Origin of the sequence: Robertkochia sediminum (assembly GCF_016786255.1) — a bacterium.
In the GTDB taxonomy this organism is placed as follows: domain Bacteria; phylum Bacteroidota; class Bacteroidia; order Flavobacteriales; family Flavobacteriaceae; genus Robertkochia; species Robertkochia sediminum.
In genome coordinates this window covers 80,728-102,937 of sequence record NZ_JADMKT010000075.1, presented here as the reverse complement: position 1 = coordinate 102,937, position 22,210 = coordinate 80,728, and the positions used below count along the sequence as shown (strand labels likewise).

The following is a 22,210-nucleotide window of genomic DNA, read 5'->3' as shown; positions in this document are numbered from 1 at the left end:
TGTTTAGTATGGTCCGGTATTTTTTACAAGATCTTCTTTCACGGGCATATGATCTTTTCTGAGTTGGCCGTTTACCATGATCTCCTCGAAATAGAGTTTGACTCCAAGGGCATTGAAAAGGTCGGGTGTGTTTTGTAACTGTAAATGCAGGTGTGCCTGTGTGGTGTTCCCAGAATTGCCGCATTGAGCGATGACCTGGCCTTTTTTTACCTGTTCGCCTTCCCTGACTTGTATGGAATGCATTTTTAGATGTCCCATCAACACGTATTCATAGGAAGCCGTTTGTAGAATCAGCGTATTTCCGGTAGGCGATTCGGTATTCACTTCTCCAGGGGTATTATCGGCTATACCATCGATCACCTTGACTACGATGGCATCACAAGGGGCCATGAGTTCTTTACCAAATACGAGATAACTCTCGTTTATTGTAGGGTCACCTTTAAAGGGGGCTCCGCCGGCAACCATTAATATGTCATAGGCAAATTGCTGGTTGGGATCTTCCATGTGATAATTCTGTTCAAGGGTCTCGCCGCCCCAGTACACAAAGGCTTCCTCCTTAAAAGGAAAGATCATTGCCGTAGTGTTTCTTTCCGGTATGGACGTGTATTCTTCCTCGTTTCGGGGAATGAATAAACTGCTGATCTTTCCATGCTCATCAACACCCATGAATATATTGATGAGTCCTTTCTCAAATGTAGTTTTATAGCGGTATGCAGTTCCTGACTTACCCGATACTTCCATTTGTTTTATCGTCCCGAAATTTGACCTTACCGTTTTTATCAGGTTGGTGTAATGAGCCTCTGAAGCGAGTTGTTGCATCACTGGATCGAGCATATGATAGAGGTCGGAATAATTAGAAGAATTGTAGTTTAAAATGAAGTTCTCGGTGACATTTTCATGTAGTTGTCCTTTGTCCTGAGCAAAAGCCATTGTTAAAAAAGTGAATAGGCCTACTTGTATGATCTTTTTCATCGTGACACGATATATGATAAACTTCTTTTGATCAGCTAGCGTTGAATAATTGATATGCTCTGGACCATTTTGCAGTACCTCCGGGCAATACCCGAATGGGGCAAAAGAGCTCCGGACAGATCACATGAGTCCACCCCCAAACATTCACCTTATAGGCCGGGAAGTTTCCGGTTTCACGTATACCTATTCCACTCTTGTGGTTATAGAGTTCCCATGAGGCGTCAACAAATTCGTTGCCGGCCAGATAGCCGAAAAAGAAGGGGGCTTCAGGTGTGTTTTTAAAGGTGATGTCACGAGGTCCTATACTTACTTTGTGTTCAGGGTCGACATGCTCATCGAACAGATCCGGTTGTATGTCAAAGGGAAACGTAAGATGGTAGTCCGGTCCTGTAAGCTCTTGATCGATGGCGGTAAAGTTGTGCGCATATTCGTCGGTAACGATGGGTTTTACTCCGGTGTTTTCGAGGGAATAGTTGATCGTAAATCCGCTTTGCTGTAGTGCGATCTCTTTTCTCAAAACATATCCATACCCATTCACCACCTTTCCGGTGCAGCTTATGATCATACGGTCTGTACTTACCGCTGTTTCGAATTCGGCGGGATCGATCTCGTAGGGGATGTCAAATTTATAGTCGGCATCGGTCTTTTTCAATAACCCCACTCCGATCTTGTGAAACCATTCGCCAACTTTCGCTTCCTCAAAACCCAATGGCGAATCAAATCCGAATTCATTGTAAAATCCTTTCCCGATCACATCTTCATCTTCAGCATCGGTGCGTTCTATTCCGGAAATCTGTGTGCCGCAGAATTTCACTTTTACAATTTTTCCGGTTTGGTCAAAACGCGAAAAACAATAGTTTTCAAGCGGACGGTCAACGTGTATTTCCAGGTTGTTGTTTTTTAGGATGTGTGTCATCTTAATAACCGTATTAGTTATGTCACCCTAAGGTCTTTAATCAATTTAGGTGTTGGGGTCTTCAGGATTTTTCGGTCAAAGTACCCCTAAGATAGTACATTGTTACAAATCGTGAGGTGATGCTGAAGAAAGAGTGATGGTTTAGGCAGTCCATCAGGACAGGCAGCAGGTATTAGCAGGGAAGGCTTAAGTACGATCAAAGATAAAATGTACGGAACAGGATTCGAAATCTCCGTCATTATCAAAGTCGTATTCGCCGGTATCGGCTCCACCATTTACGGTAAAGGTCGTGCCGTCGTAGGTATGACCATAGGTGTCCCAGTCGCCGGGTTCATCGGCCCAAACAATGGCAAAATAAAAAGTTTGCTGCCATTCTTCCCAGAACATTTCTCCGCTAACGTTATACGCATCCCGGTTTATGGGGTCTATGGTTAGTGTAAACCGGCCATTGGCCTGTACGGTCATGGTTGCGGTTCCGCCATCGGCGATCACATCTACCGAATTCGTACTTACGCTAAACTGTGCTTTCGTAGCCTCCCAGGTTCCGGTAAGTTCACTTATCGGAAAGGGTCCGTCTTTGGTGAGTGCTTCTCCTTCATCATCATCAGAACTACAGGAGAAGTTCAATGCGGCTACCGCAATGAACAAAAGATAAAAGAACTTTTTCATGGCGCTATATTTTAGAAGAGAGGCAGGCATGCCCCTCAGGGTTAATTCTTTAATGTACCTTTAATTACCGGATACAGCAATGACGGGGGTCAGAGAAAATGGTGAAAGCCATTACCATAGGGTTGGTCGTGCCTTCTCGTTTTTGCTTCCTTTCTGAAAATCGTTTCCGGAAATGAGCAAGGGAGTGCTATTTGGATCGTTTTACCTTTGAAGTAAAGCGTCCAGTTTAGGCTAATCTATTTGATTTTGATTGATGATTTAAGGCTTAGACGTCATCGATCAAAATTGGTTACAGGATATCGGGAGCGTTTTTTTGGAGCGTTTTAAAAGCGAATGGCATTCGGAGTTTCCTTGTTGTCAATTACCAGTAAATACCAGTTTCGTTTTTTGACAACGTCTATTGCCATAATACTTATTCAGGACGGCATCGAACAAGCTACGCTCGCCCTGGATGAGGTTAAAAAGAGTCATTGACGACTTCATCTTCAGGTCGTCCGGACTGCCAAGGATCTCCCGGGCACTTTTGTTTTCTAATTCAAGAAAGACTTTAGTGATCTCCATTAACCGACTCCCCAGGATGTGGTGATCGAGATAAGCACGGGCTTCTTCTGTACTTTTAATGGCATAGTATACGGTCGTACTGCTCCTGCCGAGGCATGCGAATTGAGGGAAGATATACCACATCCAAGGGCTGCATTTTTGTCCGCTCTTTATTTCGTTCAAGGCAATTACATAACCGTCAGACTGAGCCTCGAGGAAGCGTTTCAGGTTGAATGGGTCTTTCATAGGAAAGTTGTTTATGGCCTAAATGTATGGATTAAATCTCTTGATGAGACCTCGCTGCGCTCGGTCAACCTTGGGGGTGCTTGGTCAGGCCTCTTTATTTTCTATAAAGTTAGCAAGGAGGTCTTTTACCTTCCCCTGCAAGTAACTTTTTTGAAGAAAATACGGATAATTATAAATTATGGAGAAGTGACTGAGGTTACCTTGCCATTCTAACTGGGAAGGGATCAAGGAATAAAAAAAGGATACAATTAAGGACTTCAGGACAACTTTTCGACCTGTTCCACTAAATCCAGTTTTATGAGTTCCCAGGCTTTGTTCCGGTAACAATTCGGGGTGAAATCTTCATCGGCGAGTGAATGGTTCAAACAAGCCGCCAGGAGTTCCTGGGTGGTAGCGCCATATGGATTTCTGGTCTTATAGAATCCGAACATTTCTTCTATAGTGTAAACATCAAGAAGCTCATGCAGATCCCAAAAATCCTTCTTTCGGCCACCATTAGCGATCACTTCCAGTTTCATGGCGGCTATTTCCCGGGTGGATGCCAGGCGTATATTCATGACGTCTAATAATGGAAATGCAAAGGGGTCTGTATAAAAGAGGTCCAGTTTAATGGCCTTATCTTGATTTTCTCCAATGAAATAGGAGGTTCCAAATGCGATCTCACCGGCTATTGGCGATTGCACATAAGGGAATGTCTGTTTTAATACTTCATCCAACTGCCCAAAATCTACAGAGCCATATTCCTTATCGGTAAACAGATCAATATCCACAGATTTCCTGTGTCCTTGTTGCAGACTCAATGCGGTACCACCAACCAAACGAAAGGGATCAAATTCTTTAAGCGCCATGAGCGTGGTTAACGAATCCCAAAGCAGGTCAGAAACAGTATTGCGATGTAAGTGCATTTAAATTCAGATAAGGTTATAAGCTTCTGCATTTTTTTCAAATGAAGGTAAGCGTGAATTTTTTATGGAACTGACTATTTTTGATACCGCCGGTTTGCCATAAAAATTGATCATTTCCCTGATCTCCGATTCATTGCCGCGTTCCAATATTCGCTGGATAACCACACGTTTGTTTTTTATCCAATCGATCTGATTCATAGAGGTGTCCCAAAACAATACCTTCCTGAACTTGCTGAGGTCGGGTGTTCTTTGCTGTTTTGCAGTCAAACTATTTTTGACCTCGTAGGCGGCTTGCAACATCATGAAGTAGTCTTCCTCGATATCAAAGTAGGAACCCAGCTTAACGGATAATTCCGGATTTATACCTCTGCGCTGATTGATGATGGCGCTTAGGGTTTGCTTGTGTTCACCTATAGCCATAGCTAATGCAGAGCTTTTAATATGATTGCGCTTGAGCTCACGCTTTAATACAAGCCCGGGATGAACTCCTTTTATTTTAGCTATTTCAGGTAACATGTTTGTTTGCATAGATACTCACAAAAGTAAACAATTATGTTTACTTTTTAAAATGTTTGAATTTTGGAAACCGAAGAACCATTCAGGAAAGGTTACGTCCTTTGAGCCGATTACCAATCCTATTCGGTTCAAGTATGAGCGAAATATGATCCGATTAAGCAGTTCCATTTTGAGGTAGCTTACAGGAAGGCCGTTGATTACAGGTGATTTGAATAAGCTGGTGAGTCTTTTTAACTATTTCAAAAGTACTCCCGAATTAGTCACTTTTTAATCCTTCTTGTGTTTAGAGTAATGATATTCTATGATTGTCAGATTGGTTGTTGAGTGAACTTTGAAAGAGTGAGAGTTCTTCCGTAGGCTGAAAATATAGTACAGGGGTATGATCCCGGGCTTGCTATCGCAGCCTTTGGGATTTTTTAGCTCCTGTTACGTGTCACCTATTACCTGTTACTTTTAGGGAGGAGTACCTCGCTGCGCTCGGTCAACCTCGGAGGGGGTGCTTTACCCATGATCCCGGGCCTGCTATCGCAGCCTTTGGGATTTTTTGCTTATTCCCTTACGCCAGTAAACTGCCGACGGGACTAAACAAAAAATCCCGATCAACTTGCGTTGACCGGGATCATGTGCACATGAGAGGAGTCGAACCTCCACGCCCGAGGGCACTGCCACCTGAAGACAGCGTGTCTACCATTTCACCACATGTGCGGCTTGCCTTGCAAAGAACGTTTCTTGCTTTAGGCGGGCCAAAACTAAAAAAATCCTTTGAATTGGTGAAATGCTTTTCAAAAAAATTACCACTCAAAAAACAGGATCGGAGGGGCCATTAATACCAAGGCTGCAATAAACAGGATCACCAGGTAAGGCAATGCCCATTTAAACCATTTATCATAGGGTATTCCCGCGATAGAAAGCACTCCCATGGTTACCCCGCTGGTGGGTACGATCATATTGGTGAGTCCGTCGCCCATCTGAAACGCAAGCACAGCCACCTGCCTGCTTATACCCAGCAGATCACTCAAAGGCGCCATAATAGGCATGGTCAATGCGGCCTGTCCGGATCCCGATGGGATAAAGAAGTTAAGCGTACATTGAAACACGAACATAAGCTGGGAGGAGATCACCTGGTTGGAATCACCAGCCAGCACTGCTACCGTATGTAATAAGGTGTCAATGATCTTTCCATCTTCACTGATCACCAATAATCCTTTAGACAGGGCGATCACCAGGGCGGCAGTCATCATATCTTTTGCTCCCTGAGTAAATTCTTTTATGGCGATGTCGATGTTCAATTTGTAGATCACGGCACTTACCACGGCCAATCCGAGAAACAAGGCTGCGATCTCATTGATATACCAATCAAAACTATTCACTCCTACGACCAGGGCAATGATGGCCGCCAGAAAGGCCAGAAGGATAAGCTTTCTGCGGGTGTTCAGCTCGGGGATCTCAGGCTCATCCTGCTCCTTATCAAGTACCGATCCCAGGCGATACATCGGACTCTTTGTCGGGTCCTTGTCGATGCGGGATGCATAGCGTTGTAATGCGATACACGCAATGGTGGTTAGCACGATCCAAACCACAAAGCGGTATCCCATTCCGCTAAATAGCGGAACTTCGGCTATGGTCTGGGCGATCCCGATGGTGAACGGATTGGTAATAGCACCGGCAAAACCAACCCCGGTACCGATCACCGGAATAGCCGCTGCAACGATGGCGTCATAATGCAGGGCCCGAGCAAGCGGAATGGTGATCAGGATAAATACCAGGATCTCTTCACTCATGCCAAAAGTGGCCCCTGCCAGAGAGAACAGGGCGGTAACCCCGGGAACGATGAATTTCTTGGTGGCCGGTCTGCTCTTGCTCATTTCGATGATCCTGAAAATTCCGGCATTGATGGCGCCCGTTTTGTTCACAATAGAAAAGGCACCCCCAACGATAAAGATAAAAGCGATCACAAAGGCCGCTGAGGTCATTCCCTTGATTGGAGCCATGAGCAGGTCGCCAAGACCTTGCGGATTCGCGGGTACTTTCTCGTAGGAGTCGGCAACGACTACCTCGACATTGTTCACGGTTTCTCGTGCGTATTCCCCGGCCGGAACGATCCAGGTGAGGAGAATAAAAATGATACTGATGCTCAGGATAATGGTTATGGTATCGGGAAACTTCTTGGTAAATCGCATAGTGAGGGTGTTTTTTTAGTTGCCAATAGTAAAGGTTTCTCCAGGTAGAACCACCTGAACCTTCAGGTTGTCGCTCCCCAGGAGTCCGTTCTTTGTTTGCAAGTTGTCAGTCCTGCTTTCGACCACGATGATCTGTGACTTCCCTGTAGTGCGATAGCCATTTCGGTCTACGATCAGGGCGGTTGATTCATCAATACCTACGGCCACTTCTTCCGGGTGTTCTATAGCAACGCTCAGCAAACGGTTCATACGCATACGCCAGATAAAATGCTGGTCAACGATAAGCTCGGGAGCAAGTCCTAACCCTTCGGCGATCTCAATATTCTCGGCTTCGATGGTGCGGAACTCCCCGGTGTATTCCGGGTGCTTGTACTCATCACCGGTGATCATCTTCTTACTCATTACGGCAGCCCCCGCACTGGTTCCTGCGATCACGGCTCCCTGCTCATAGGCCTTGTGAATGGCGGTGGCTATGGGAGTTCCTTTAACGATACCCATAAAGCGGTTCTGATCGCCTCCGGAAATATAGACCAGGCTGGCATTTTCTACAGAGTCGATCCATGCCTGGGGCATATGTTCTTTGGTAAAGTTGAATCCGGCAAGCTTGGTTTCGGCCACGCCCAGGTCGGTGAACTGCTTACGGGCATACCAGGCTGAAGAGTCGGGCTCGGAGCTCGACATGGGAAGGATCACCCCGTAATGATCTTCTTCTTCGAGCTTACTAAGGTCCATAAGTTCTTTAACCAGTTCCGGCGGACGCTTACCGCCGCCTATGATAAAGAGCGATCCTTTAGTAGTGGAAGCTTCGGTGGCCACTGTTTCAGTAGTTTCTTCGGTTTTATGCGTCTCATTGCAGGAGGTTAAAAAGGTAACCGCCGCGAAGAGGCTGAGTAGGGTGGTAGTAGTTTTCACAAAGTTGTTTTTTGGGGTTATTTAATTGTTTTCAGGGGTATCCCAGATATATACCTTACGGTCATCTTGGGTAACCACGCCGCGATACATGCCTTCTGAATTGTACGGCATGGTAAAATCTCCATTCCGGTCAATGGCAATGATCCCACCATCACCTTCCAGGGCGGCTTGCTCGTCGATAGAGCGCTGTGCTGCCAGTTTAAATGAGATGTTACCGTATTCCATCATATCTGAAACACGTGAAGCCACGGTAGCGCGAATGAACATCTCGCCGATCCCGGTGCAGGAAACCGCACAGGTTTTATTATTGGCATAAGTCCCACAACCGATCATGGCCGTATCGCCAATTCGTCCGTCTATCTTATTGGTCATCCCTCCTGTGGAAGTAGCAGCGGCCAGGTTACCTTCACTGTCGATAGCTACGGCCCCTACCGTTCCCTTTTTAAAGTTGGTATGGTCGAGGAAGGTCTGGTCTCCGGCCATCTTTTTGGCCATTTTCCACTGCTCTTTACGAAAGGGCGTATCGAACCAGGTATTGTCTACGATCTCCATACCATGATCTTTCGCCATGGCATCGACCCCTTCGCCGGAAAGAAAAACGATATCGTCCCGGTCCATAAGCACCTTAGCCATTTTTACGGGATTCTTAATGGTCTGGCTGTTGGCCAGTGCTCCTGCCTTTAATGTCTTTCCGTCCATTACAGAGGCTTCCAGGTAATGTTTTCCACTACGGGCGTAAACCGAGCCTTTTCCTGCATTAAAGTTCGGACTGTTCTCCAGGGCGGTTACGGCAGCGCAAACCGCATCGGTGGCTGAACCTCCGGATTTTAAAACTTCCTCTCCGGCAATGAGGCTGGCGTTGAGGTCGTTTACGATCGATGCTCTTTCGGCATCGCTGAGTTCTTCTTTGGTGATGACCCCGGCACCGCCGTGGATGCATAGGGTGTATTTTGATGTTGTGCTCATATGGTATTGATGTTCTTTGATGATCTTGTTCTTCTGCTCCCTCAGGAACACTTTTGGATTATATGACCTGTCAGGACCATGACTTGTCCTGAGGTCCATAGTGGATCGTGGGCTTAGGGCTAAGAAATAGGAATATGGTATACGCCGCCCTAAGGGCCGGTAGGGATGCTTCAGCAATTAAAAATAGGTTGCAGGCCTCTAAGCGTTAGAGGTTTGCAATAGGGAAGTGGGGTATGGAGGTAAGTTTCCAGGAGTTTAATTGCATTGGTTAGCCGGATAAATATATAAAAAAGTAGGAAAGAAAGGGCCATGATCGTCTGGTAACCGAGGGGTGAAAAATGGAGGAGGAGCTGGGTCGCTTAGGATATCCCGACACCTCCGGAAAACCCTTGTAGTCAGCGTCCGGGGAGTGAATGATCTCGTAAGATAGGGTATTTGATTGTTATTCAGGTTTTTGCGTAATATTTAAGATAACGGATGCTTTTATATTTCATCTAAAATCGTATTTTTGCATCCGCTAAAAATTGAAGCTATGACCGAATCCGGAAAAATTGAATTAATGGCCCCTGCAGGGAATTTTGAATCCCTTCAGGCTGCGATCGACAATGGTGCCGACTCTGTATACTTTGGAGTAGACCAATTGAATATGAGAGCCCGTGCCAGTATCAATTTCACCATGGACGATCTTCCGGAGATCACCAGAAGGTGTAAGGAGAAGAACGTGAGGACGTATCTTACCCTGAACACCATCATCTACGATCATGACCTTACCTTGATCAAGACCCTTCTCGATAAGGCTAAGGCTGCCGATATTACCGCGGTGATCGTGATGGACCAGGCGGTGATCGCCTATGCCCGTCAGATCGGTATGGAAGTACATATCTCTACCCAGATCAATATCACCAATATCGAGACCGTGCGTTTCTACGCCATGTTCGCCGATACCATGGTGATGAGCCGCGAGCTTAGTCTTCGCCAGGTAAAGAAGATCTGTGAGCAGATCGAGAAAGAGCAGATCAAAGGCCCTTCAGGGAATTTGGTAGAGATCGAGATCTTTGGTCACGGTGCGCTTTGTATGGCTGTTTCAGGTAAATGCTACCTGAGTCTGCACTCACACAACTCCTCGGCCAACCGCGGAGCCTGCAAGCAGAACTGCCGTAAGAAATATACCGTGATCGACCAGGAGAGCGGATTCGAGATCGAGATCGACAACGAATATATGATGTCGCCTAAAGATCTTTGTACACTGGATATCCTCGATCAGGTGATCGACGCCGGTGCCAAGGTGCTTAAGATCGAAGGTCGCGGACGAGCTCCTGAATACGTGGCCAAGGTGATCAAAACCTACCGTGAGGCTATCGATGCCTATGATGAAGGAACCTACACCGAAGAGCGTGTGGCCGAATGGATGGAAGAGCTTTCTAAAGTATACAACCGCGGATTCTGGAACGGATACTACCTGGGGCAAAAACTCGGGGAGTGGAGTGATGGTCCGGGATCGCAGGCTACCCAGAAAAAGGTATATGTCGGTAAGGGTGAGCATTTCTTCCCGAAAGCCGGGATCGCCCAGTTCAAGATCGAAGCCTATGACATCAAGGTGGGTGATAAACTTCTGATCACAGGACCTACCACCGGGGTAGAGGAATTCGAACTTACCGAAATGATGGTAGATGATAAAAATGCAGAGCAGGCTCAAAAAGGAGATAGTTGTACCTTTAAGACCGATTTCAGAATTCGTATGTCTGATAAACTGTATAAAATCGTTTCTGCATAGTGGTCGTAGTTACTTTACAAAGGGAAAAGTGTATTGGGTGTAATTACTGTGTGGAACTGGCACCCGGGCAATTTCAAATGTCTAAGAAAGACGGTAAAAGTGTGCTCCTGCATTCGAAAGATAAGAAGGGGTTTTACACGATCAAGTCGCATGACAATACCATATACGATCCGTGTGTGGAAGCACAGAAAGCATGCCCTGTAAAGATCATTACCACAAAAATGATATAGAGGATCATCCATGAAAATATAGACCGGATCAGACATAAAAGCATGTTCGATCCGGTTTTTTTTATGCCTTGATGTGTCCTTATGAATTCCGACGCCACTACAACGTTATAGTGCTGTAAAACAGCAATTTAATGCTCGTTTTTTACAATCAAAAAACTATGCATGCATAGTATATTTGCACCGATGATGATTTAGATAGCTGTCATAAGCTATTAAAGTACCCTCCGGCAACTGCCGGGTACTTTATGAAGTCGACACTATTTTTAGTTGATTTTTGATTATTTAAGTTGGTTGGTTAGTAAAGGCTGCAGGGGTGCAGCCTTTTCTTTTTTGTATTGACCAAAGGTGAAGTGTGATGAGGGAAGCGTGATCCGTTTTCAAGAAGCAAGACGAAATCGCATAGATCAAAGACATTCCCTACTCCCCATTCCCCATTCCCCATTCCCCATTCCCGGCATAACCGCATATCTTCATCTCCCTTAAGTGTAACAATTCTGAGCAGTCGATGTCTTATTAGTATATCATCAATCAATTTAAAACCATCTGATTATGAAAAACATCATCATGCTGCTCTGCGCTGTACTCACGCTGTTACCCTTACAGGCGCAGGATGCCGAAAGTGCAGATTGGAAATCAGACATCAATTATTTAAAAGAACTTATAGACAAGGAATACCCTTTTCTTTATAAAAAGGTGACGCGGGAAGAATTTCAGGATGCAGCAGATGCCTTGTTATTAATGGCAGATGAAGCCGAAGATCATGAGATGGCAACCGGCCTCATGAAGCTTATCGCCTTGTTCGGTTACGGGCATACCAGTGTGGGATTAGGAAATACGCCATATGATCTAAGACAACTCCCCGTACATCTCAAACAATTTAAGGATGGTATCTATATCGAAGGCGTTCGGGAGGAGTTTTCTAATGATGTCGGTGCCCGGGTACTGAAGATCCAGGGGCGGGATATTGATGAAGTTTACAAAAAGGTAATTACTTATTTCCCGGCCGAAAATTCGCAGTTCTTTAAGGCTTATGGAATGAGTTACCTGGTTTTTACAGAGATCCTTACTGCCGAAGGGTTCATTGAAGACCCCACAGTTCCCGTTACGCTTACCCTTGTTAAAGACGGAAAAGAGTACGATCGCGAAATGAATCCGATGGAAAAAGGAGAACGCACCCCTGCCAGCTACGGATATACCCAGAATAAGGATGGCTGGATCTCTGCAAGGGATACCAATGCAACGCCGAATTACCTCAAACATTTAGAACGCATTTACTACAAAGAATACCTGGAAGACCACAATGCCATGTATGTGCGTCAGAGTCAGATCAAGGATGATTCCCTCATGGCCATCCCTGAATTCTACGATGAGGTCTTTAAGGAGATCGAAGCAAAGAATATTGAAAAACTGGTGATCGATGTGCGTCTTAACGGGGGTGGAAATAACTATAAGAATAGGGCGGTTCTTAAAGATATCATCGCTCATCCGGAGATCGATAAGGTAGGAAACCTGTTCGTGATCTTGGGTGACAGGACATTTTCTGCCTGTCAGAACCTGGTGAACGAACTGGACAATTACACCAATGCCATTTTTGTGGGGGAACCCACGGGGGAGAATATCAACTTTTACGGAGATAATAATAAAGAGGAATTGCCGAATAGTAAGATCCCTGTTTATCTGAGCTTTGCCTGGTGGCAGGACAAACCCCAATGGGAAAACCAGGAATGGTTGCCTCCCCATGTTGCAGTGCAAATGACCTTTGAAGAGTTTGCAAACAACCAGGACCCGGTATTGGAAGCAGCCTTGAATTTTAAAGACGACAATTTCGTTCTGGACCCCATGGACTACCTCACGAGCCTGTTCATGAAAGGGGATATTGAAACTCTTAAGAAGGAAGCCTTTAGGTTTTCAAAAGACGAGCGCTATGTGTTTTTTGATCTGGAGCAGCGATTTATTGAAGTGGGTGAGCGCCTGACCGGAACAGGTATGGTGCATGAAGCTCTTTTTGTACATCAGTTAAATACCGAATTGTATCCGGAATCGGTAGCTACCTGGTATGCATTAGGGAGAACACTAAAAGAGGCCGGAATGAAGGCTGAATCCCTGGAAGCCGCCCAAAAGGCGATGGAATTGGCAAGCGGTCAACCCCAGCTGCAAAAGCAACTAAAAGACTTTATACAAACACTGGAGTGATCTCGCAACCGTATAACCGTCTGTTAATCAGGTCTTAAAATGAAATTTTACCCTTGGTTTTTACAATATCCAGACTTAACTCCCGCTGTATATTTGCATCGTTAAATCATTGAAATACAAATGGTTGTGATTTTAAAAGCGAGCGCTTTCACGATCATTCAAGATATTGCTTAACCTATGTGTTATCGTATCGTGCCCAAGCCCTACGGGCACGTACAAAGTTTAGTGAGTAAAATTGAAGTTGACAACATTTTGATTATTTAAGTTTATTGGTTGGTTAGTGTTTTTAAGGCTGCAGTTACTGCGGCCTTTTTTTTTGATCTGGATGAAATATTTAAGAAACCCCTAATTCCCTATTCACCACTCTCTATTCTCCATTCTCGATTCACCACTCACCACTCCCCATTCCCGACTCCCCATTCCCTAATCATATCTATTCATTGATTCCCTTCAAATGTGATCCATCTCCGGTCATTTCCCATTGCCCCAGGGCGATCGGAATATTCCCGATGCTATTCAGGGTATCGAAGAAATCGGAGAGTTTGAAATCCTCCCCCTTAGACTCCTTCATTTTGGCGTATGCCGCCATGGCCTCTTCCACCAGGTACTTCCCGGTAATATAGCTGGTCCCGTAACCGGGTTGTCGCAGGTAGAGGTGTTGTTCGAAGATGAGTAATTCTTTTTCAGTTTTCATCCATCCCCGTGGCGTGTATTCCGAGTGAATGGTACCGGCCTCTTCCATGGTCATCTCGTTGGCATGTGCATAAAGCGAACCGAGTCCTCTGGCCGCGCGCTGAGCGATCATGATATAAACGATCTCTCGTGCCCGCGGATTTTGTTCGTAGAGGCCTGACTGCATAAACATCTCTTCTACTGCGGTGGCCATTCCTTCATTTCGCGAGTCAAAAATATTGTAGAGCAAAGCACCCCTTCGAATGGTATTTTCCTGAGGCTCCAGATCCATCCTGGCCAATTCGAACCAATGGTAAAAATGAGAGAACAGGGGCTTGGGATCCAGGTGGGCGGTGATCCAGAAAAAATTCCGGGTTGCTTCCGGAACGAAGGCTCCCAGGTGTGCATCGAGGGCAGGCTTGAAATAGTCTTTGACGGTAACGATCTCGTTGGTCTCGAGAAAATTGATAAGTTCTTCTGCAGCCTTTTTTGCAAGGGCGTCATAGGCTTCGGGACTATTGGCAGCATCGAGTTCAGGGAGGTTGCGGTTGCGGTGTTCTTCGAGTTTTAAGGAAGACCATGCCCTGGCGAGTTCTCTTTTCAGGAGCATGACCTCATCTTCCCAGGTGAGGGGCACCAGGTGCACGTTTTGCTGGTACCAGGTGTATTGGTCTTTTCCGATACCGGATGGACCTGTTTTTTTAGGAGCTTCCTCTTTGAGCCATGTGGCCAATTCAAGGGTGGAGGCCATGGCCTGGTCGATTGCAGTGGCCAGCTCACTGTCTTCAGCAACCCCGGGAAGGGTTTTAAGTTGGGTTAGGTCACTTACCTGGGTTTCGATATCCCTGATCCCGGCTATCCACAGATCCCTGGCGTTTCCGGTGAGGTTGGTTTTTGCTTGTGTATTGAGTGCAGGGATGATGCTAATGGAGTTCAGGAATTTCTCCCGATTTGCTTCCGATAGCGGAAAATCGTATTGCCACACTTCAGTCACCGCATGATGGGTAGGCCCCTCATGGGCGGGGACATCACTTCTTGACATCCAAATCGACTTGTAAAATGCGGGATCCCGTTCCCACGGTTTAAGCACATGCTGATTGAATTCATATCCGTTCATCTCGGCCCAAACAATATGCCAGTCTACCTGTTGAGGTACGGTCCAGTTTTCCCTATTGATGCCTTTTAATTGCGCTCTTAATTTCTGGAATTCCGGCCACCGTTTTTCAAAGGTCGCTTGGGTGTAATCGGGAGCACCGTCTTTCAAGGGCGGATTTTCAAACGCCCTCCAGGCTTTAAAGAGGGTCACGAGTTCGGGGTGACTTTCGCCTCCGGATAAAGCGTTTTGCGCATGGAGGGGTATGGTGAGCAGGAGTAGGCTAAGACCTGATAGAAGACCGAGGTAGTTTTTTAGTCTGGCTGTGAGTGTCATAGTACAGGAGATATAAATTCTATTAAATATCTGACAAGTATTTTGGTTTCCCAAGAATTCTTTTTCGGGGGTATTCCTAATTATTATTTTAGGTTTGGAAAAAGATTTGTTTTAAACTGCATCCCGCATCCCGCATCCCGCATCCCGTATCCCGCATCTCATATCCCAAATCACCTCATAACCTTATAACTTCGTAACACACTGTTAATCAGTTATTAAAATGAAATTTTACCCTCGGTTTTTACAATATCCGGGCTTGACTCCTGATGTATATTTGCATCGTTAAATCATTGGAATATAAATGGTTGTGGTTTTAAAAGTGAAAGCTTTCACGATCATTCAAGATATTGCTTAACCTATGTGTTATAGTAACATGCCTAAGCCCTACAGGCATGTTGAACTTTTAGTGAGTAGAATTGATTTTTGATTATTGAAGTTTATTGGTTGGTTAGTGTTTTTAAGGCTGCAGATTCTGCAGCCTTTTTTTGTATCCTCCGAAGCTTTAGCGAAGGAGGATCTCTTATCGCTGGAGCGTGCTGTTCTATTCCGAAGCTTTAGCGAAGGAGGATCTCTTATCGCTGGAGCGTGCTGTTCTATTCCGAAGCTTTAGCGAAGGAGGATCTCTTATCGCTGGAGCGTGTTGCTCTATTCCAAAGTTTAGGGTAGGAGGAAATCGGCTTACAGTAATGCTGCTGGGAGAGATCCCATTTCCCTGACCAAAATCATGATTACATCCCACACTATCGTATATCTTTGTTCGGTGATGGAATTGGATACTTTGATCTCCTGGCCATCGTCCTTAAACTAACATTAATGAAAAGACTTTTCCTGCTGATCGCGATCGGCTTTATGGCGTCTTGCCAAAAGGATACCAATGAACCGGTTATTCGTGAAACTCTTGAGGTGTACAATATTGTTTTCGAAGCAGAAGACAATCCTTCACTCTCCACTGATCTGAAACTCACCTTTGACGGCGACCATACCTTTTTCGGAACCGCTCCAAGGGGAGCTACCATGAAAAGCCTGGTGTCTACCATTGGGGTTAATGCCGGTGATGTGGAGTTCGAGATGAACGGCATGCCTTACGTAAGTGGAAGTACTGAAGGGGATTTCAGTACCCCTGTTACCCTGACCGTGCAATATCCTGATGGAGACGGAAAGGTTACTTATGATATTCGCCTGCGGTATGATAATGGGATCCCTGTTGTATATGTAGATACCAATGATCTCCCCATCGATTCTAAAGAGGATTATGTAGTGGGAAATATAGCGGTATATGGCCAGTTGGATTATCCGCATATGGAGGAAACCCTTATGAAGATCAAAGGTCGTGGTAATTCCACGTGGTGGCAGGGTGTCGAATTTGGTAAAAAGCCCTATCAGGTAAAATTCTCAGAGAGCACAGAAATGCTGGGGATTCCGGCAGATCGCAAGTGGGTATTCCTGGCAGAGTGGTCCGATAAATCTCTTATGCGTAATAAGATCACCTATGAAATGGGAGCTATGAGTACGCTTGGTTATACCCCAAAGGGTGAATTCGTAGACCTGTTTGTCAATGACGATTATCAGGGTACCTATTTGATGGCTCAAAAAGTAGAGGTGACCCCGAATCGTGTGAATATCGGGCAAAACGGTTACCTGGTAGAGATCGACCAGTTGGAGCGTTTGGATCCGGAAGATGTGTATTTTACCCCGGAGATTTTCACCAGTCACTTCGCCAACAACGTGTTCAATATCAAGTCGCCTGAGATCGCACAGGGTAGTGCTGCCTACAATGCGATTAGCAATCATATCAACGAATTTGAATCCGCGCTTTTCGGATCAAACTTTAAGGATCCCGATACCGGTTACCGGGCGTATATCGATGTGCCGAGTTTTGTAGACTGGTACCTGATCAATGAGATCTCCAAAACGACCGATGCCCAGTTCTGGTCGAGTATTTACTTTACATGGGTCCCGGGAGAAAAGATCAAAATGGGGCCGCTTTGGGATTTTGATCTTTCTTATGGCAATGTGGAATATACCGATGCCCGATACACCGAAGGGTATTGGATCAAAGATAATTTATGGTTTTCAAGGCTTTTTGAGGATCCTTATTTTGCCAATGCTGTAAAAGAGCGTTTTCAATATTATAAAAATAATATGGGATACTTACTGGGTAAGATCGATGCGTATGCCAACTATATCGATGCCTCCCAAACCGATAACTACGAGCTTTGGGGCACCCTTGGAAACTACGTATGGCCAAATCCGGTATGGTTTGACACCTATGAAGAAGAGGTCGATCACCTCAAGAATTGGCTAACGACCCGAATGAACTGGCTCGATAGCGAGTTCAGTAAATAAAAGTCCGCCCGGAGGCTGTTATCCGGGTTTCATGTACTTTCTTTTGACTTTTGAGCTGAAAGGGAAGACACAGTGGGTTCCCATTGGTCTTCCCTTTTTTTTGATCAAGATCGAATATTTGAAACATCCCCAATTCCCGATTCCCGATTTTCCACTCTCTATTCCCCATGCCCCATTCTCCTTGTAACCTTTATGAGATCGCCACGGTTGGCAGACCAACCTCGCGAAGACATTCCTCTTAAAGCCGCGTCACCGTGTCACCGCATCAACGCATTACCGCATCACTGTTTGTTAAACTATGTTAAGAGCTGTTACATAGTGAATTTTCTCAAGTCTTATAACAAACACCTAGCCAATGAAAGCATCAGTTGAATTAAAAAGCATTGCTGAGAATAACCCATTGGGAGACTTTGTGATCTCTTCGGTTTCCCATCTCGAAGTTCGCACAGAAACTCCTCGTCCGTCAGTGAAGATCGTGCGTTCGGGTACAGAGCGCTATAAAGTTAACGGCCACCATTACGACGTTGAAGGCGATCGTTTTCTGATCGTTGATAAGCATTGTGATCTGGGACTTACCATAGATGACCACAATGGAGTTCATGGGGTCTGCATCTTTCCTTCTGCCGAACTGATCAATGATGTGGCACGCACCCGCCTGCTCCATGAGGAGGCCTTGCTGGATAACCTCATGGTAAAGGATCAGGTTAGGCTTACCGAGCAGTTTTGTCATTATCATCAGAACCAAACGGGTGTTTTTCTGAACGATAACGTGAATACGGTTATTAATGCAGTACATCAAGGAGGAGAGGAGACATTTGATATGGATGGTTTTTTTGTTGGTCTGGCCGAGTGTCTGGTAAATGATCAGCTGAAGCTGGAAGGAAAAATGAAGAATCTTGATTCCGCCCGAAGGGTAACCCGTGAGGAACTTTACCGCAGGGTGTCTTTAGCAAGAGATTTTATCGTTGCCAATTACACCGAGAAGATCAATCTTGACGACCTCGTAGCGAATGCCTGTTTGTCGAAGTATCATTTCCTGAGGAGTTTTAAGTCTATCTATAACAAAACACCTTACAAGTATTTGCTGGATATCCGACTGGAGAAAGCCAGAGAGCTGCTGCAAAAGGATTTCTCGATGGCCGAGGTGAATCATATGGTGGGATTTTCAGATGTCAAGAACCTGAGACGTGCCCTCAAAAAGGCTTCCTGATCCTATTTCGCAATTTTTACGCTTTCTCTAAGGCGATTCACTTATACATTGAGATCGATCTAGAACCCCATGGTATTCATGGGGTAGCATACTATTACATTTCATCAATCAAAAATCATCAATTATGAAAACATCAAATTCACACCAGATCAGAGGGGTTGCCCTAGGATGGAATGTTGCGATACTTTTTATCGCCGGAACTATTTTATTGGGAGGCCTCGTACAAGGTTATAACCCTCTGGCGCAGACCGTGAGTGAGATCGGAAGAGCCGGATCTCCGCTTCAACTGCCCTGGCAGATCTTTTGCGTGGTCGTTGGAGTACTGTTGGCGATCTTCTCCGGATTGCTTATTGGTTTTGCCCGAAAAAACAGCATGTCGGGGGTTCCCGGAATCCTGCTATTGTCTTACGCCATTTGTCAGATCGGATTGGGTTTCTTTCCCACCCCTCATGCGTTACATAATGTTTTCGGACTGCTCATGATCGTAGGGTATAGCGCTCCGCTGAGCTTTGCATTGTTATGGAAGGGAAGGACTTCTGCGGCCTTTACAAGGATCTCACTCACCTGTTTTGCCCTGGTTGTAACCGGGATCTTTCTTAACCTGACCCCTGCATTTGCTCCAGACCTTTACCCTCTTGAATACTATGGTGCGGTACAACGGTTCCTGCTTTTTACCTTTTACCTGTATATAGGTTTTATCAGTATTTATCTTTCTGTAAAACCCATAAGGTATGCTCTCAGTAAGGTCCAGGCTTAACCAGGTATAGCGCCGGTAAAATAGGCGATTACAAGGCCGCTGTTTTGTTTTAGCAATTTTTACGCCCTTTCCCTTTTTGAAATCCGGTTTCTTTGACTTCAGAGTTAAAAATTAAAACCATCATGAGATCAAAAAACACAGTTATGAGTATGCTCCTGCTCTTCGTCATTACTTTGGTGACTGGGCAGGAGCTGGAACGAAGAGCCATGTTCGGGGTAGCCGTAGGGCCATTGTCTGAAGCCAATATTGAAGGAGATGTAGACCGTGGTGTTTATATTCAGGGCGTGAGACCCGGATTCACCTTCGAAAAAATGGGCATTCAGGAAGGCAGCATATTGCTGTCGATCAATGGTCAGGAAACCTATGACCTCAATAGTTTTCGAAGTGTAACCAGTGCCATCAGAGGAGGAGCAGACCTTGAGGTCGCTGTGAATGAGAACGGGGAGGTGCGTCGCTATAAGGGTAAGGCCATGGCACGACCCTTTGAAGAGCATCCGCAGGCCGATCTGCACTACGAAGTGGTGTCTTACCCAGGGAATAACTTAAGATCTATACTCTATACTCCCAAGGGAAAAGAAAACGCTCCTGTAGTGTTCTATTTGCAGGGATACACCTGCCAGTCGGTGGAGTACCCGGACTTTGTGCCTATGAAGAAGCTCATTAATGAATGGATAACTGCTGGATACGCTGTTTATATGGTAGAAAAGCCAGGTATGGGCGATAGCGACTGTGAGACCGGATGTATGGATATTACCTTTCACCAGGAGCTGGAAGCGTTCTCCCAGGCCTATAGCACATTACTTCAAGATGCCCGGATAGATAAGGATAATATTTTCCTGTTTGGACATTCTCTGGGCGGGATCGTGGCTCCCATATTAGCCCAACAGGTTTCACCAAAAGGGGTGATCGTATATGGTACCGTGGGTAAGAATTGGTGCGATTATATGAAAGATGTGGTTACCGAACAACAAATGATGTTCGGGTCGACCAAAGAACAGGTGGTGGAAGCCTCAAAGCAAAGCTTCCCTTTTATAGAAGATCTAATGGTTAGTGACCTTTCGAATACTGAAATGGTAAACAGCGGGCGTTATACCGAATACCTGAGCAGGGAGGGACTAAAAGCCGAGCTGGAACGTGGTTATTACCTGGGACGTCATTATAAATTCTGGCGCTCCCTGGCAGATATTGATATTCCCAATGCCTGGAAGCAGGTAACCACCAACGTCAATGTCATGCATGGTGAGTATGATATACAGGCAATAAATGCTAAGTACGCCAGGATGATCGCAGACCTGGTGAACGACCATCAGGGGAAGGCAATTTTTGAGTTGGTTCCCGATACCGATCACGCCTTCCTGAAATTCGAAAGCATGGAGCAAAATATACGGGCTCTTACCAATGGTACCTACAGCCAGGCGCTCAGGGAAAAGTACAATCCGGAGGTGGCCCAAAGAAGTATCGTTTGGATGAATTCCCTGGTAAGGGGTTAAACATTCTGAGCAATGCGATTATTTTCTGGTTTAGTTTTGATGACCCTTTTCATTTGGGGTGGATTGACAGGGGGGAATGATTTTGATACTTCAGTTGATGGTTTTATTAAAAAGTATCAGGATCTGGAACTCCCCCCTTTTCAATTGAGTTACCGTGCCAACCTGGAGGCTATAGGATCTCCGGAAGCAGTAGCCGCTCAGGAGGCCTTTTTTCGTGAACAAGGATCTATCTTCTACCATACAGACCGTACTGCACTTACGGCACATCAGCGGCTCGAACTCGATATGATCCAATACGAGATCGACATGAACCTGGAGCGTATTAACCTTGAGAAAAAATGGCGTGCAGAAAGTACGCCGCTTAAGGGAAGCGGACTCGCACATGAGGTTATGGGGAAAGAATGGTATGTTTATTTCCTCAAGCGATGGGTCGATAAGGATCTGACCCCCGAAAAGGCCTATGCCTTCGGATTGCAGGAGATCGCCGGGGTTGAGGAGATGATCGAAGATTTTAAAAGGAAGCACGGTGTTGGCGAAACAACATTGGCTCAATTCCTCAGCGAACATGCTTTTGAATTCAAGGATGCTAAGGAGGTACAGGCGTATTATATTGAGCTTCGCTCTCGTTTACGCCGTAAGGCAACATCTTATTTTCCGCACCTTGATAAAGTGCCCGTGGTAAACATAGACAGGGGGACTAACCCAGACCTGGCTCGTGTACCGGGCTACTATAGCAATGATACCTTTTATTATAATTTTTTCGGAGATACCTATGACGGAGGAAGCACACACTGGATGTATCTTCATGAGGCGATACCGGGGCATCACTATCAGTTTTATTTGAGAGGCTTAGCGACCACCGGAACGGTCCGGGAACATTTTAGTTCCTATTGCTTTACAGAAGGATGGGGTGCCTATGTGGAGGAGCTTGGAGATTTATTGGGACTCTACGATACTCCGGCTACCGAGTACGGCATGCTCGAATGGAATCTGATCCGGTCGGTAAGGGTGGTTCTTGATGTAGGGCTTAATTATTACGGGTGGTCTGATGAAAAAGCGCTCCGTTTTTGGCGACAGCATATTAGAGGAAAAGATGCAATTGGGATGCGTGAAATTGAACGCATGAAACAATGGCCGGCACAGGTCATTACCTATAAATACGGCGCTGCCGTGATCAAACAGTTAAGAGGCGATATTCCTGATAGCAGGCTCAGGGATTTTCATGAAGCCTTATTGGCCTATGGAGATATTCCCCTGTCTGTATTAACAAAACACATAAAAAGTTAG

18 protein-coding genes and 1 tRNA gene are annotated in these 22,210 nt (G+C 45.6%); 8 read left to right on the top strand and 11 right to left on the bottom strand.

Annotation, left to right across the window (positions count from 1 at the left end; all coding sequences use genetic code 11):
- Positions 1-3 precede the first annotated feature (3 nt).
- From IS446_RS09090 to IS446_RS09045, 10 genes are all read right to left on the bottom strand, one after another.
- The gene (locus tag IS446_RS09090) at positions 4-972 is read right to left on the bottom strand and encodes a peptidoglycan DD-metalloendopeptidase family protein (RefSeq protein WP_203060011.1); all 969 of its coding nucleotides are present in this window, start codon (positions 970-972) and stop codon (positions 4-6) included.
- 31 nt (positions 973-1,003) lie between these two features.
- Entirely contained in the window at positions 1,004-1,888 is an 885-nt protein-coding gene (locus IS446_RS09085) for a hypothetical protein (protein ID WP_203060009.1), read from the bottom strand.
- A gap of 186 nt (positions 1,889-2,074) precedes the next feature.
- A complete protein-coding gene (locus IS446_RS09080; RefSeq protein WP_203060008.1) occupies positions 2,075-2,557 on the bottom strand; it encodes a hypothetical protein in 483 nt (160 codons plus the stop codon).
- A gap of 357 nt (positions 2,558-2,914) precedes the next feature.
- Positions 2,915-3,343, bottom strand: a complete 429-nt coding sequence (locus IS446_RS09075) for a DUF1810 domain-containing protein (RefSeq protein ID WP_203060006.1) — start codon at positions 3,341-3,343, stop codon at positions 2,915-2,917.
- A 257-nt stretch (positions 3,344-3,600) separates the two neighbouring features.
- Positions 3,601-4,248, bottom strand: a complete 648-nt coding sequence (locus IS446_RS09070) for a nucleotidyl transferase AbiEii/AbiGii toxin family protein (protein WP_203060005.1) — start codon at positions 4,246-4,248, stop codon at positions 3,601-3,603.
- A gap of 6 nt (positions 4,249-4,254) precedes the next feature.
- Positions 4,255-4,764: a HigA family addiction module antitoxin gene (locus IS446_RS09065; protein WP_203060003.1), complete on the bottom strand. Its 510-nt coding sequence runs from the start codon at positions 4,762-4,764 to the stop codon at positions 4,255-4,257.
- A gap of 624 nt (positions 4,765-5,388) precedes the next feature.
- Positions 5,389-5,469 (bottom strand) — tRNA-Leu (locus IS446_RS09060).
- 86 nt (positions 5,470-5,555) lie between these two features.
- Positions 5,556-6,944, bottom strand: a complete 1,389-nt coding sequence (locus tag IS446_RS09055) for a YfcC family protein (protein WP_203060002.1) — start codon at positions 6,942-6,944, stop codon at positions 5,556-5,558.
- Positions 6,945-6,959: 15 nt separating this feature from the next.
- A complete protein-coding gene (locus IS446_RS09050) occupies positions 6,960-7,856 on the bottom strand; it encodes a cyanophycinase (protein WP_203060000.1) in 897 nt (298 codons plus the stop codon).
- 21 nt (positions 7,857-7,877) lie between these two features.
- Positions 7,878-8,921: an isoaspartyl peptidase/L-asparaginase family protein gene (locus IS446_RS09045; RefSeq protein WP_235996455.1), complete on the bottom strand. Its 1,044-nt coding sequence runs from the start codon at positions 8,919-8,921 to the stop codon at positions 7,878-7,880.
- 433 nt (positions 8,922-9,354) lie between these two features.
- Here IS446_RS09045 and IS446_RS09040 point away from each other — a divergent pair, with 433 nt between their 5' ends.
- The 3 genes from IS446_RS09040 to IS446_RS09030 all read left to right on the top strand — a co-directional run bounded on the left by IS446_RS09040 (position 9,355) and on the right by IS446_RS09030 (position 13,019).
- A complete protein-coding gene (locus IS446_RS09040; protein WP_203059999.1) occupies positions 9,355-10,596 on the top strand; it encodes a peptidase U32 family protein in 1,242 nt (413 codons plus the stop codon).
- A complete protein-coding gene (locus IS446_RS09035) occupies positions 10,596-10,826 on the top strand; it encodes a ferredoxin (RefSeq protein WP_203059997.1) in 231 nt (76 codons plus the stop codon). Before IS446_RS09040 ends, IS446_RS09035 begins: the two co-directional genes overlap by 1 nt.
- 549 nt (positions 10,827-11,375) lie before the next feature.
- Positions 11,376-13,019, top strand: a complete 1,644-nt coding sequence (locus tag IS446_RS09030) for a S41 family peptidase (RefSeq protein ID WP_203059996.1) — start codon at positions 11,376-11,378, stop codon at positions 13,017-13,019.
- 433 nt (positions 13,020-13,452) lie between these two features.
- Here the strand turns inward: IS446_RS09030 and IS446_RS09025 are convergent, their stop codons facing one another.
- Positions 13,453-15,120: a hypothetical protein gene (locus tag IS446_RS09025; RefSeq protein ID WP_203059994.1), complete on the bottom strand. Its 1,668-nt coding sequence runs from the start codon at positions 15,118-15,120 to the stop codon at positions 13,453-13,455.
- 813 nt (positions 15,121-15,933) lie between these two features.
- On the opposite strand from IS446_RS09025, the gene IS446_RS09020 reads away from it, so the two are divergent.
- From IS446_RS09020 to IS446_RS09000, 5 genes are all read left to right on the top strand, one after another.
- On the top strand, positions 15,934-17,466 hold the full coding sequence (locus tag IS446_RS09020; protein ID WP_203059992.1) for a CotH kinase family protein: 1,533 nt from the start codon (positions 15,934-15,936) through the stop codon (positions 17,464-17,466).
- Between the two features lie 355 nt (positions 17,467-17,821).
- Positions 17,822-18,676: a helix-turn-helix domain-containing protein gene (locus IS446_RS09015; protein WP_203059990.1), complete on the top strand. Its 855-nt coding sequence runs from the start codon at positions 17,822-17,824 to the stop codon at positions 18,674-18,676.
- 124 nt (positions 18,677-18,800) lie between these two features.
- Positions 18,801-19,433 (top strand): DUF998 domain-containing protein, encoded by a 633-nt coding sequence (locus tag IS446_RS09010; RefSeq protein WP_203059989.1) that lies wholly within the window; start codon positions 18,801-18,803, stop codon positions 19,431-19,433.
- A 122-nt stretch (positions 19,434-19,555) separates the two neighbouring features.
- Positions 19,556-20,923: a CocE/NonD family hydrolase gene (locus IS446_RS09005; RefSeq protein ID WP_203059987.1), complete on the top strand. Its 1,368-nt coding sequence runs from the start codon at positions 19,556-19,558 to the stop codon at positions 20,921-20,923.
- Between the two features lie 12 nt (positions 20,924-20,935).
- The gene (locus IS446_RS09000) at positions 20,936-22,210 is read left to right on the top strand and encodes a DUF885 domain-containing protein (protein WP_203059985.1); all 1,275 of its coding nucleotides are present in this window, start codon (positions 20,936-20,938) and stop codon (positions 22,208-22,210) included.